Consider the following 12,394-nt stretch of genomic DNA (forward strand, 5'->3'; position numbering starts at 1 on the left):
CTCGCGTCATAGCTTGAAGCTGTTCGAAGACACTGAGCGAAAGGTCGAGGGACAACTAGACTACTTTCGTGATAAAATATTTCCCGCCCATTCCGACTTATTTCTCGGCCATGCACAGCCGCAGCTGGCGCTCTTCCTCGAGACAGATTTGGGACTCTTTAGCTATGGCGGGAAACTTATCACCACAACACATTCCGCTACATTTCATCTAGGCGTGGATCCGGTTACGCTTCTCACAGATGGATCAGGTGTCTACCTGCACTCAATCTATGAGGAGTATGGACGTTACTTCGGAGCTTCAGAGGCAGACACTGGCGCACATATCGATACTTTCGTCAGTTGCCTGGACTCCGAGAATTTCAATAGATGGCCTGATGACGTGCGGGCAGACAGATACTACCGTCGCGTCTTCAATGGTGAAGACACCCCAGACCTTAACGCCTTATTGACCGTATTTCGCGGGATGATAAATTTTGTCGATTCGGTCATTGGCGCTAGCGATGACACTCGAGGAATCGAGTACACCGTATTTAAAATACGGTACCTGACTCTGTATCACGTACTGCGCAGCCTACGGATTCTTTCCGATGAGAGACCTCGCGATCTCACGGAACGATCCGCGAGGTCTATAAACAAAATAACACAAACTCCAGAAGTGGAACTGATTCTTGACCCTGCCGTAAGGCCGTTCCGCAATATCCTTGCCCACTATAGTTTGGATTCGCGCGTCGAAGTTGCGAAGATTGATGTATCTGAGCCGCTCTTTGGCCTGATTCCCATCTATTTTCCGTCACACAACACCGCTACGTTCAACGAGACTGTAAATCGATGCATAAGGGCGACTGCGATAGTTATGGAAGAATGGGCAGCCGCCTAGTAGGCAACCGCCATTTGTTAGCTGACCTGGATATATGCGGTGGTCAGGCGGGCTCGATGATGGAACCATCGGGCACGTGCTTGATGACGTCATCTCCAGGCTGGCCAATGCGCGGCGTGTTCCGGTGACGGCGTACGGGTGGTGGCGGCGTTGAACAGGTGCTTGATCTTGGCGACCGTCAGCGGGATCAGACCGGGACCCTCGGGCGGCTGTTCATTGGGGTGGCTGGGGCCATGGCCTGGGTATTGGTGCGGTGCCGGGCGACTGCGGCGCTGGTCACCAGACGGGCAGGGCAGCCATGACAAGCACGAGGTGCCGCATGAGAGCCTCATAGAGACGGACCTGGGATTCATCCAGGCCAAACAGGCTCTTGCCGGCCTCGAAACTCTCCTCCACCGCTATCTACGCCCTGCGGCGGCGATCAGGCGGGGCAGCCTGGCAGACTGGTCGTCGGGGACGAAGCAGTAGTGGAAGGCGAGTTCGCCGGTGGTGCGGTGCTTGCGGATGAGCAGGTAGTGGGCGGGGCTGGCGGAGGCAATCCAGGCCCAGGCGTAGGTGCGTTCGCCTTTGGAACCGGCCCCGGCCGAGCGGACGGTCCACTTGCGTTTTGCCGCAAGTACGTACTTGGCCACGATCTGTTCGCAGGTCAGGCAGGTGCCGCCGCCGAGGATAAAGGTGGCGCGGATGCGCAGGACGTAGGCCTGGCCGCGTTCGTCCAGGAAGGTGCACAGCCGGGTGCAGGCGCCGTAGACCTCGTCTCCGGCCCACGAAGTCCAGGCGTACGTCGTCGGCGCAGGCCTCGCCGGGCAGGTCGATGGCCAGTTCGTCCTTGGCCGCGAAGGGCGAGAGGCCTCTCCCGGCCGCATTTTATAGGCAAAGCTGAGTCGTCAAAACCGTCACAAATTGAATGGTCATGCAATTCCCGTACCGGTTGCTCGGTGGTGCTCCTCGGCCTCCGCACGCGCAATCACGGGGGTGCATTATTGGGCATTTCGAAAGCGCCCAAAACGGCTACAGTGGAACGATGTAACATTTCTAAGCACGGATCGGCATTGAATCTGTCACCTTTTAATCCGCAGGCGCCAACTCCCCACCCTCATCGCTCCAACTTGCATGCCTGGTCGTGGCCTCTTCCCAGATCAGAGGCAGCCGACCGCCGGTCGGGGACGATGAGTGCGCACCGGATACGTATGCCCTGTCCGGCAAGCATGGTCAATCCTTTGCTTAGCCTGCTGTCCGAATTCGTGCCTGGTCACAGGTATTTAGAAAGGTGACAGGGATCAGGTGGCCGGGTGATCGGGCCGCACCAACATGACACACCTCACCACAACACGACCGAATCACATCGTCCGCTGTGCAACGCGACCGCGAGCCATACCGCCCAACACGGCCGACGGCGCCCAACCGCCGACCGATGAAACACATCAGCAGCAACCGCGCGGCCATTCCGGGCCGACGTGCCGGAAACGGCTGCCTCATCTCGCCTCCACGGCTCCGGTGCACACCTGCACAGTCGGGCCCGCCTTTCTCTGCGGCGCCTGCGAGAGGCGATGCGCGGTGAGATGGCGGCGACACCGTTCGGAGGCCGCCGGTGCCCCGGCCCGGCGTTGACCGTCGGATTCGGCTTGACCATCGCCATCCAGGTGGGTGTCGATACCCCCTGTCCGGCACGGCCATCGATGCGACGGATGACGACCACGCGCGTGCTCGCCTGACCGCGCCCGCCGCAACGCGCCGCGCCGGACAGGGCCACGACCATCCCTGGGCTCACGCCGTACGCACGGCGGCATGGGCGACAGGGCCGTGCGTGACCCACATTCAGCGATCGCCCGGGGCCGTGGCCGACAGGGAATCGCGGGATAAGCGCTCGAAACAGAACCGGCCAAGGTCCGCCCTCGGCCGGAGCGACCAGTTCCTTCGCCCGCCGCTTCGGGACCAGGTGCAGCACCCTGCGCCGAGCGCCATCTCGCTCACCGCCCCGCCGATCCCCATCGACAAGCACCAAAGAGAAAAGGACAGAACACACGATGGCTGAAGGACGCGCGTTCAAACGCTGCTCCTGCCGGGACGACGACGGCAAGGCGCTCGGGCAGCAATGCCCGAAGCTGCGCCGCGCCGACGGCGGGTGGAGCTACCGGCACGGTATCTGGAACTACCAGATCGAACTCCCACCCGGACCCGACGGCAAGCGGCGCGGCCCGCTGCGCCGCGGCGGCTTCGCCACTCAGGACGCCGCCAAGGACGAACTCGGCCAGGTGCGCGACCTGCTCGCGCTGGCCGACCCGCGCGAACCCGCCACCCGCACCCAGATCGCCGACCTGATCAAACGCACGCTGGCCGAGACTGACACGCTCCCGAACGCGGAAACGATCCGCCGCAAGATCAAGACCGGGCAGCATCTGACCCAGGAGATCACCGTCGAACAGTGGCTGACGGAGTTCCTCAACCGCAAGCGGAAGATCGAGGAGACCACCCGCCGCTCCTACGAGGGCCACATCCGCCTCTACCTCACCCCCTATCTCGGGCGGCTACGGTTGGAGCAGCTCAAGGTCAGTGACATCGCGTTGATGTTCGAGCAGATCGAGGAGTTCAACGACACCATCGCCGAAGGCCGCGCCGACTCCGACCCGCAGGTGCGCGCCAGCGTCAAGTACCGGCGGCCGATCAGCGTCACCACGATGCACAACATCCGCGCCACCCTGCGCCACGCGTTGAACATGGCGATGCGGCAGGACCGGCTGATCGACTTCAACCCCGCCGCCGTGCTGGAGATGCCAGCCAAGACCCGGCCCAGACCTGTGGTGTGGACCGAGGACCGGGTGCGCGCCTGGCAGCAGGACTACCGCAGCTACCCGGGAGACGGAGAAGCAGCGCCGGGGCGGGCGGCGGGTCGATCCGATCGACGCCTACACCAGCGTGCCGCGTCCCTCCCCGGTCATGGTGTGGACGCCCGCGCACACCCGCCGGTTCCTCCAAGAAGCCAAGGCTCACCGTCTGTTCGCCCTCTACCAGCTGATCGCGCTGCGCGGGCTGCGCCGGGGCGAGGCGTGCGGGCTGCGCTGGAAGGAGGTCGATCTCGACGGCCATGCCCTGACGGTGAACTGGCAGCTCGTGCAGCTGGCCTGGCAGGTTCATGAGGGCACTCCGAAGACCGACGCCTCGGTACGGACCATCGCCCTGGACACCGACACCGCCCGGGTGCTGCGCGTCCACCGGCAGCAGCAACTGCAGGAACGGCTGGCCATGGGCGAGGCATGGACGAACACCGACTTCGTGTTCACCCAGCCCGACGGCAGCCGCCTGCATCCCCAGCACGTCTCCGACCAGTTTCTCTGGCTGGCATACCTTGCGGGGCTCCCGCCGATCCGGTTGCATGACCTGCGCCACGGCGCCGCCTCGCTGATGCTGGCGGCAGGGGTGGAGATGAAGGTGGTGCAGGAAACGCTGGGCCACACCTCGAGTGCGTTCACCGCCGACACCTACACCTCCGTCTACCCGCAGGTGGCCTCGGCAGCGGCCGAGAAGACCGCTGCCCTGCTGTTCGGCGAGGAAGACCAGGCCGAGCCAGGGAAACTCATCTCGCTGAGGAGCTGACAGTCGGATTAAGCATCCGGCCCCGCATTCGCCGCCTGCTCGCGGCGAGGCGGGGCCGCTGCTCTTCCCGCAGCAGTCGGAGATGCCGAATGGATCATGGTATGTGCGGGGTTGGTGCAACCGAGCACGCACGGAGCACACAAACGCCAGAGGAAAATTCTAGAACGCATCCGATCCCGCATCACCGCAGGTCAGGACATGATCAAAGCGCGCCCTGCAGGATTCGAACCTGCGACCGTCGGATTAGAAGCAAGATCCTTTAGTATCGCACCGTGCCGGTTGGTGGTAATTCCTGCCGCATCCGCGCACATTGTGTGTCAGACAGTGCCAGGTGCTGACGACACGTGCCGGGGCGTACGAGCACGCACCGAGCACGGCGGCATCCCGCACGCCACGGGATCGCTGTGCCCGCCAGCCGCGCACGCCCTTCACCACATGCACGCCGCTCCTGACCATGCCCACGGACAGACTACTAAGATCGTCGTCCCATGGCGGCCCGTATCGCCTGCCGCACTCGCAGCGACGGCGTACTGTCCTCCAGATATCTTGCTCCCCACCACGTGGCTTCCCGCAGCCTGCCGAGATGCTCGGCCTGTTCGACGGCACGGCGGGCCAGTAGCCGGCGCCGGGCCACGTCGGTCTCCGGCGCAGCCAGTCGCTCAGCCAATTCCTCCACCTGCGCTCGTTGATCGGCCTCCGTGATTGCCAGGTCGATCTGCCCACCCGGATACGAGACGGCCTGAATCCGGTCGAGCAACCGCTCGAACGCGGCGCGGTGCCTGCTGAGAAGCAGTCGCACTGCCATGACAGCTGCGACCGGCCAGGCGACCGCAGTCACCAGCCCAGCGAGCGATTCGATCAGCTTGGCCCACTCCCCCACCGGCGTCACCCGTTCTGAACGGCCGAAAGCCGGGCAATGTCGGTGTTGAGTCGTTCATCCAGCCGTGTCCACTGCTCCAGCAGCGGCCCGGGATCGGAGACCGCCAGCACCCGGCAGATCTCAGGGAGAGGTCCCAGCGATGGCCGGGGCTGCCGGATGTCTTCGAACTCGGGAAGCAGCGGCCCCGCACCGTCCACAAGAGAGTCGTCCAGGAGCAGGGCGTACTCGCGGGCCGCGGCGCCCCCGGCCGGACTCGACCCGTTCGCCCGCGTGGTGTCGTGCAGGATGGGGGGCAGGGTCAACGCGGGCGGAACCTCAGTTCCGGGGCGGTGCAGCGCCCGGGGTTCGAGGATGCCACGCCGGTAAGCCTCCAGCATCTCCTCGCGGAAGCGGCTGAGCCCTTCGTCTCGCGTCGCGCGCAGGTCGGAGTACGCTCCGCTCAGCCTGGCCAGGGCGGCCTTCACCTCGTTCTGGACCTTAGTGCACAACCGGTCGCTGCGGCGTCTGCGCAGCCTGGCCGTGAGCACGGCATCGGCCTCCGGATCGTCCCCCTTGATCTTCATCAGGATGGAGGTCAGTGTGAGCAGACCGATCAACCCTGCAATCAGCAGGACCTGCTGCTCCGCCGTCACGCGCACGCCCAGCTCGAAAGAGAACGACTCGTAGGCCCTCAGATAGGCGAAGTAGCCGATCATGGCCAGCACCACCGCGAGGTAGCCCACCGGCACCAGCCAACGCAGCAGGCTCAGGAGCCGGTCACCTCCGCCGGACTGCCTAGCGAGTCTGCGGGTGAGACCACCGATCAGGGTGGCACTCAGCAGGATCATGAACACCACTGCTAGGCCCGGCACCAGTGCGATTGCGCTCTGTACCCAGCCGGGATCCCCGTCCGTGCCGTTGTAGCCGATGTCAAGGAAGTACTGCTGAAAGAACCACACATCGAATGCCCCGATCATTACGATCGCCGGCCAGCGGCAGATGCGCAGCCACACAGGAGGCGCCGCCGTGATCCGTTCGGTGCGCGCCCGTTCGGCCTGGCAAGCACGCCCCACAAGGTGTGCATGCCGCCCTTCGGTCACGAACGTCTCGTAGGTGTGTAACGCCATGGTGGCACCGTGGTGGGCCTTGATGAGGCTGTCTCTGCGCTCACGCATGGTGTCGGCCGCCTCCAGCAGGCGCCGCAGGCCGGTCTGCGTACCGCCCATCAGCGCGCACGTCTCCGCGTAGCTGAGCACGGCCGGGTCAGGGTGGTGCTCGCGCGGTCCGGCGGGCTGCTCGGCGCCCGGAACGGGGTCGTCCTGAAGGTTCTCCCACAGCGCACAGCGGCAACCGTCGCTGCAGTAGGCGGGAGCGGCTTTTCGCGTGCGGTCCCTGGGCACCGCCGAACGCGAATGCTCGTCCATCATGACCATTGGTTCTGCTCTCCGATCCAGCTAGCCGGCGGCCTTGGCGGCCGGGGTGGGGACGTCATCGGTCGGAGCCCCGGTTCGCACTGTGCAGGTCTGGGTCATCTGACGGCAGAGCGCGTCCCAGAGCCGGGCGAGAGAGGCGATGGCGCCGGGCCGCGCGGCGTGCATCTTGCTGGAGGACGTACCGAGGCCGACGATCGTGATGGTGATACCGCGCAGGTTCTGCGGTAGCTCGGAGCGGCAGCCCTCGACGATCCGGGCGATGTCGTCGCCGGTCAGCTCCCGGCCGATCTTCACTTGTGCGCAGCCCTCACTCGGGTAGCCGTCGGTGGCCACGTAGATGTGCTTGGCCGTGCCCGGCATGCTGACTAGTTGCGTACCGGCCGCGTAGAGCGCCCCCAGGATGTCGGTCCTTTTCCGTACCCCGGGCTTGAGCACCGTGCGCTCCATTTGCTCAGCGAGGCAATCCGTCACGGCAGCCCTGATCGGAGCCTGTTTCCTGCTGGTGCCCCTGATCTGTGGCGCGACCAGCGGTGTGTCCGGCCAGGACAGATGACGGCCGCTCGCGAACGGCGCGATGAGGTATTTCGCACCGTCTCCGATGGGAATCACCGCGCGCAGGCTGGCCGCCCAGTCCGGGACGAACGCGGCGGGGTCATCGGCCTCCGTGGAACCGGACCGATCGATCAGGATGGCGTGAATCGTGGCCGTCGGCAGTGCGGCCGTCGGCTTCGCCATGACCCCGCACGAGTCGCCACCCGCGTTCAGAAGGTTCGGCTCCGTGCTCACGCAGGCGCTGAGGGACATCGTGGCCATCGCGGCCACGGCCAGTGGAGGGTAGATCCCGCGCCACCAGGCTTGCTGAACGGTCATCATCTTCCTCTCACGAGCTCTCGTCGTCCGGTCGGGGCGAGGGCACGTGGCCGTTGCCGGGGTGCCCAGTGGGGTGAGGGGGTAGCGGGCTTGTGTGGGGCCCGTCGTCGGCGTCGTCCTGCTCCGGCGGGCTGCCGGGCGCCTCTTCGGACTCGCCCTGTTGCGGCCCGTCGTGCTGTTCGGCGTCCTGATCGTCGGGTTCCTCTGCCAGCTCCTCGCCCTCATACCAGAAGTCCGCGGGCCTGTCCCCGCTGGTCCGGCCGTCGCCCGAGTTGGTGCCGAACATCTCGGGCTGCGGATCGGAGGCGTCCGGGTGCTGATCGTTTCGCAGGCCGAAAACGTGCGCCATGGGATCGCTTTCGGTGTACGGCAGGAGTTCCCTCTGGAGCATCTCCCCCACGAGGTCGTAGCGGGGCAGGTTGTATGCCTGGATCATCTTGTTGAGTGTGTCCTCGACCTGCTTGGCGAACTCGTACTGACCGGCGTTGCGGTACTGCTTGATGACGTCGTTGTAGAAGCTCACCGCGAAGGTGACGTCCCGCCGGCGCCGCCAGTGCATGCTGGCCACCGTCTCGGTTACTTGTTGCCCTTGCTCGGCCAGCCGGATCGCGAATGGGACCCGCCAATCATTCGTGAGAGCGGCGGGGTCCGCGCCGAGGAACACCAGCCATCTGTCGCGCAGCTCCGAAAGGGTCTGAATAGTGCGCTTCGACGTCGAGCGGTGCGCCTCCAGGCCCAGCCTGGCCCGCCATTCTCGCTGCTGGAAGGTGCGCACCGGCTCGGCCAGATCGAGCTCGATCCAGGCTGAGCAGGTCGCGGCCATGTCGTCTCTGGACACCGCGCCGAGCGAACGGGTGACCTCGTCCTCGAGGGCCTGGTTCGCATCGTCCTCGGCCCTCTTGGCGTCGTACGGCTCGTACGCCCGTGCGGCACCGCGCACGACGCGGCGGATGACGCGCTCGTCTAGTGGCCTGCGCTCGGCGATGAGCCGCTCCAGAGCTGCGCTGTCGTACCCTCCGCTGGCGCACCAGCAGCACCTCACGGTCACGCTGAAGGAGAACGCGTCGTCGCGGGCGGGGGTGGTGAAGGTGAAGCCACCGACGACGTTCACCGGAGGCACTTCGGGGGGGTGCCAGCGGTTGCGCCGGAACCAGCCCAGCACGCGCCGCCCGAGGCCCGGCCGCGTGCGCCCGAGCGTTGTGGAAGTTGCGGTCATGGTGTGCTCGACTCCCATCGAGAAGCTCAGATAAGGGGAAAGGCGCGGAAGGAGGTGCCTCCACGGCGCCTCTTCCACTGCTGGATCTGATGGTGAAAGCGCCGCAGGTCCAGACCGCCGTGGTCGGTGGCCATCGGTACGATGACGGCGCGGACCGGCTCTATCAGCGCCTCGTCGCCGTCGGCAGCCTCCACCCACAGACGCAGGACGTCCCACGCGCGCTTGCCCACGTCCTTGTCGGCGAGCGCGGTCCGCCAGATCGGCTGGAGGCGTTCCTCGGTCACTTCGCGGTTGGCGAGCATGACCAGTAGCGCGGGCGGGCGCGGATGGGCCATGCCGGGGGCCGGCAGCCGCGCCACGCGGGCCATCGCGCGGGCCGCCACCATGCGCTTGACGAACGTCTCGGCCTCCTCCTTCTTCTGCGACGGCCCGCCGGTCCAGTCGTGCAGCTTCTTCAGCACGGGGAGGGTGGCGCCGCTCGCGAAGATCTCGGTGACGATCGCCGCGATCCTGTGCAGGTCAAGCGTGGTCGAGACCTGGATCTGCTGGTAGTCGACGAGGAAGCGCACGCTGTCCACGGAGAGGATGGAGTCCTTCACGGTGTCGGCCCTCCTGGCGGCGTCGCGAAGCAGGACGTCGATAGCGTGCAGGGCGTCGTCGGGGAACAGGGCGCCGATGCGGGTGCCGTACGCGTCGACCAGCGTGCCGCGAGCCAGCAAGGAGCGACCGGCACCGGCGCGAAGCAGGCGCCGCACCTGCTCCGCCGTCCGCTCATCGGCGCCCGCGGCGGCTTCGAGGGCCCAGCGGAATGCCTGCTTGTGCCGATTCTCCGCCGAGCCACGCCAGCGTCGGAGCGTCGTGTCGGCGACGTGGTCGAAGTCGAGGACAGCGAACATGCCGACCGCCTGCGCGGCCTGGATACACATGGCCGGGTCGTCGCCCTCGACCATGGCCTCCAGCCAGCCGAGCAGAGTGGGACGCAGACCGGGCATGTCACGCCACACCACAGTCAGCACGTCACGACCCAATGACTCCGGCCGCAGGACCACCGGCGGATCGTCGCCCCGCATCGCTTCCGGTTCGTCAAGCCCCTTGAATCCCTTGACGAACCCGTCCAGTGCCTCGGGCAGGGGGTCCTCGAACGGGTCCTGCCGCAGGCGCTTGCCCGGGACGTGCCGCAGCAGCCGCTCGTTGGCGCGGACGACTTTGCCCACCGGCTGGCCCTGGAACACGCTGGCAGCGACCAGCGGCAGAGCCTGGTGTCGTGGATCGACGCCGCGAAACGTCCCGCGCAACTCCTCCCTGCGACGGCCGGGCAGCCAGGTGAGCACCTCCTCCGCAGTCGCGCTGTCCAGGAGTTGGAGCGCAAGGTCCCCGGCCAGCCTGACGGCCTCCGCCGGATACCTGAGCCGGGCCACCTCATCGTCGAGGGCTGCGGAATCGAGCAGCCCCTGCGCGTTCCGCACAACCTCGGGACGGGCATGCTGCAGCCGCGCCCACAGGTGTTTCTCCAGCACCGCCATCACGATCGGGCGCTTGTGCGGGACCACGTCGGGATGGCCCGTAAGGTCCTCGGCCAGGGCGAACTGCGCGGCCAGCACGATCACCCACGATTCATTGCCCGTTGCTCCCCGCAGTGCGTCGAGCTGCGCCCGGTTGATACGGGCACGCAGGCCGGAGGCGTCCAACACGTAGCCGCGGCCGGGCTTCAGCTGCCAGCCCGGCGGCCCGTCGCCCGGAGGCCGGGGAAAGAGGGCTCCGATGGTGTCGACTTCGGCGATCTCCACGGGGAAGTCGTGTGCCTCGTCCGCCGGGCGTGCGACGGGAACGATTCCCGCCAGAGCGCAGAGGGCGCTGTCACGTCTGCCGTTGCCATCGTCGCCGCTCAGGACGACAGCGCCCATCCGGATCCGAGCGCGCAGAAGCTCGTCGGACCCGGTGTCGACGTGGAGTTGCCGCCGCAGGTTCAGATGGGCTCTCGTCAGGCCACCGAACCGGGGTGGGGTGTCGAATTCCGAGGCGACGTAGTAGTTGTACGTGCGGGTGAAGTGCATGTCGTCCGCGTGGTAGCTGTGGGCGTCCCCCGCGGCGAATGACGTCGTGCGATCGCGGGCGGCCCGGCCGGTGCCCGCGTAATAGTCCGGGCCGAGGAAGTAACGCAGGCCCTGGGCGCGTCGATCGCGTTCGGTGTCGACCTTTCGCTGCTCTTCCTCGCTACCGGGCTCGTCGAGCGGCGGCGGTATCGGAGGGGCATCCGGCTTTCCCTCGGCCTCTTCCGCCTTCGGGTCCTCCGGCATGGGTGCGCGTGCGAGCTCTTTGCCTCTCTCCGGCGGCTCGGGCGCCGCCAGTTCCACTTCATGTGTGGTCATGGCTGCTTCCCGAAGTACATCGTGTCGGCGTGGTAGGTCTTCACGCGCTCGCCGAGGTTGATGACGGTGTCGCGGGCGGAACCGGCGGGAGCGGCGGAGGGCTGTGCCGGGTCCTCTCCTGGCTGCGGCGCCTCCTCCTCCGCAGCGGCGGACCCGTGTGAGACCGGGTCGTCCTCCGGATCGTCCACGCGGTCCACGCGGGTGACAGTGGAGGCGTACCGGGGCGGCACTTCGCGCGGGAAGACGACCGACTCCGGATTGAGCAGGACAGGGTCTTTGTCGAACATCCGCTGGCCGAGCTCCCGCAACTCCTGGATGTCGGTGGCGGTCTCCTCCCGTGCGTACGCGTTGGCCCGGTCCTGCACCTGCTGCACGAGGTCCAGGCGGCCCTCCCGGTAATACGCGTGCATGAGCAACCACGTGGCCTGGGTGTTGCCGGGGTCCTCTGATAGCAGGCCGATCAGCGGGGCGACCTGTGGACGGTGACGGCCCTGCCTGATCTCGGCCTCCGACAGGAGCAGCCGCGCGTCCTGGACCTCTCTCGCGATGCGCGCCCTGACCCCGCCAATCAGTGGGCCGGGCAGGGAGGCGAACGGGGCCCCTTGGCACCAGCCAAGCGCGTCGGCGAGCGCCTGGGAGGCCAGGTGTTCCTCGCCCTCCGCCATGAGGCGCGCGGCTCTTTTCACGTGCGCGCGAAATCGCCGGACATCTACCAGGTCGTCGTCGATGATCAGGCGGTACGCCATTCCCGTTCCGGGCAGATCCACCTGGATTCCCGCCCTGCGTAAACTACGCCGGAGATTGCTGGCGAGCTTGTGGATGGCGTCGGAACGTTCCCTTTCGCTTTCCACGCCGTCCCAGACCCACTCCTCAATCTTGGCGAGGCCGACCGTATCTCCTTCGGCCAACACCAATGCCACGAGCAGGCGCCGTTCCTGCGGCGGGCCCAGCGACCAGCGCTTCTCTCGCTCGCTGACCTCTACGGGCCCGAACAGACGCAGCACCGGTCGCGCGCCGCCGGGAACCGCTATTTCTCCCGTCATCTCTCTCCCTCTGAATTTCCTCCGTGAAATCTCCGTGAACTCCGGAGAGCAGCGTATGCACACCCAGAACGCACCCAGCGGGCACCCGGCCGACGACCGGGTTCTTTCCCCCCGCAGCGCGCGATCGTGAAAT

Annotated in this window: 10 protein-coding genes; 3 read left to right on the plus strand and 7 right to left on the minus strand. The window is 66.4% G+C overall.

Features of this window, described 5'->3' with window-relative positions:
- Positions 1–13: 13 nt before the first annotated feature.
- On the plus strand, positions 14–877 hold the full coding sequence (locus ACFPZ3_RS31850; protein WP_379517983.1) for a hypothetical protein: 864 nt from the start codon (positions 14–16) through the stop codon (positions 875–877).
- 398 nt (positions 878–1,275) lie between these two features.
- On the opposite strand, the gene ACFPZ3_RS31855 is transcribed toward ACFPZ3_RS31850, so the two are convergent.
- Positions 1,276–1,743, minus strand: a complete 468-nt coding sequence (locus ACFPZ3_RS31855) for a hypothetical protein (RefSeq protein ID WP_379517984.1) — start codon at positions 1,741–1,743, stop codon at positions 1,276–1,278.
- Positions 1,744–2,904: 1,161 nt separating this feature from the next.
- Here ACFPZ3_RS31855 and ACFPZ3_RS31860 point away from each other — a divergent pair.
- On the plus strand, positions 2,905–4,014 hold the full coding sequence (locus ACFPZ3_RS31860; RefSeq protein ID WP_379517985.1) for a tyrosine-type recombinase/integrase: 1,110 nt from the start codon (positions 2,905–2,907) through the stop codon (positions 4,012–4,014).
- On the plus strand, positions 3,908–4,471 hold the full coding sequence (locus tag ACFPZ3_RS31865; protein WP_379518009.1) for a site-specific integrase: 564 nt from the start codon (positions 3,908–3,910) through the stop codon (positions 4,469–4,471). The genes ACFPZ3_RS31860 and ACFPZ3_RS31865 overlap by 107 nt, the downstream gene beginning before the upstream one ends.
- Before the next feature lie 472 nt (positions 4,472–4,943).
- On the opposite strand, the gene ACFPZ3_RS31870 is transcribed toward ACFPZ3_RS31865, so the two are convergent.
- The 6 genes from ACFPZ3_RS31870 to ACFPZ3_RS31895 are packed head-to-tail and all read right to left on the minus strand — an operon-like array spanning position 4,944 to position 12,261.
- Positions 4,944–5,351, minus strand: coding sequence for a hypothetical protein (locus ACFPZ3_RS31870; protein ID WP_379517986.1), 408 nt, complete (start codon positions 5,349–5,351; stop codon positions 4,944–4,946).
- 5 nt (positions 5,352–5,356) lie between these two features.
- Positions 5,357–6,757 (minus strand): hypothetical protein, encoded by a 1,401-nt coding sequence (locus ACFPZ3_RS31875; protein ID WP_379517987.1) that lies wholly within the window; start codon positions 6,755–6,757, stop codon positions 5,357–5,359.
- A 27-nt stretch (positions 6,758–6,784) separates the two neighbouring features.
- Positions 6,785–7,633, minus strand: coding sequence for a vWA domain-containing protein (locus ACFPZ3_RS31880; RefSeq protein WP_379517988.1), 849 nt, complete (start codon positions 7,631–7,633; stop codon positions 6,785–6,787).
- Between the two features lie 10 nt (positions 7,634–7,643).
- Positions 7,644–8,849, minus strand: a complete 1,206-nt coding sequence (locus ACFPZ3_RS31885; RefSeq protein WP_379517989.1) for a hypothetical protein — start codon at positions 8,847–8,849, stop codon at positions 7,644–7,646.
- 26 nt (positions 8,850–8,875) lie between these two features.
- Positions 8,876–11,218: a hypothetical protein gene (locus ACFPZ3_RS31890; protein ID WP_379517990.1), complete on the minus strand. Its 2,343-nt coding sequence runs from the start codon at positions 11,216–11,218 to the stop codon at positions 8,876–8,878.
- Complete coding sequence (locus tag ACFPZ3_RS31895) at positions 11,215–12,261, minus strand: AfsR/SARP family transcriptional regulator (RefSeq protein WP_379517991.1); 1,047 nt, start codon at positions 12,259–12,261, stop codon at positions 11,215–11,217. The genes ACFPZ3_RS31890 and ACFPZ3_RS31895 overlap by 4 nt, the downstream gene beginning before the upstream one ends.
- Positions 12,262–12,394: the final 133 nt, after the last annotated feature.

Source organism: Nonomuraea insulae, assembly GCF_042656245.1.

What these genes read in the sequence shown, in the direction of transcription:
- ACFPZ3_RS31855 (WP_379517984.1), bottom strand. Translation starts at nt 1,743, where the DNA reads ATGCGGCCGGGAGAGGCCTCTCGCCCTTCGCGGCCAAGGACGAACTGG.
- ACFPZ3_RS31860 (WP_379517985.1), top strand. Translation starts at nt 2,905, where the DNA reads ATGGCTGAAGGACGCGCGTTCAAACGCTGCTCCTGCCGGGACGACGAC.
- ACFPZ3_RS31875 (WP_379517987.1), bottom strand. Translation starts at nt 6,757, where the DNA reads ATGATGGACGAGCATTCGCGTTCGGCGGTGCCCAGGGACCGCACGCGA.
- ACFPZ3_RS31880 (WP_379517988.1), bottom strand. Translation starts at nt 7,633, where the DNA reads ATGACCGTTCAGCAAGCCTGGTGGCGCGGGATCTACCCTCCACTGGCC.
- ACFPZ3_RS31885 (WP_379517989.1), bottom strand. Translation starts at nt 8,849, where the DNA reads ATGACCGCAACTTCCACAACGCTCGGGCGCACGCGGCCGGGCCTCGGG.
- ACFPZ3_RS31890 (WP_379517990.1), bottom strand. Translation starts at nt 11,218, where the DNA reads ATGACCACACATGAAGTGGAACTGGCGGCGCCCGAGCCGCCGGAGAGA.
- ACFPZ3_RS31895 (WP_379517991.1), bottom strand. Translation starts at nt 12,261, where the DNA reads ATGACGGGAGAAATAGCGGTTCCCGGCGGCGCGCGACCGGTGCTGCGT.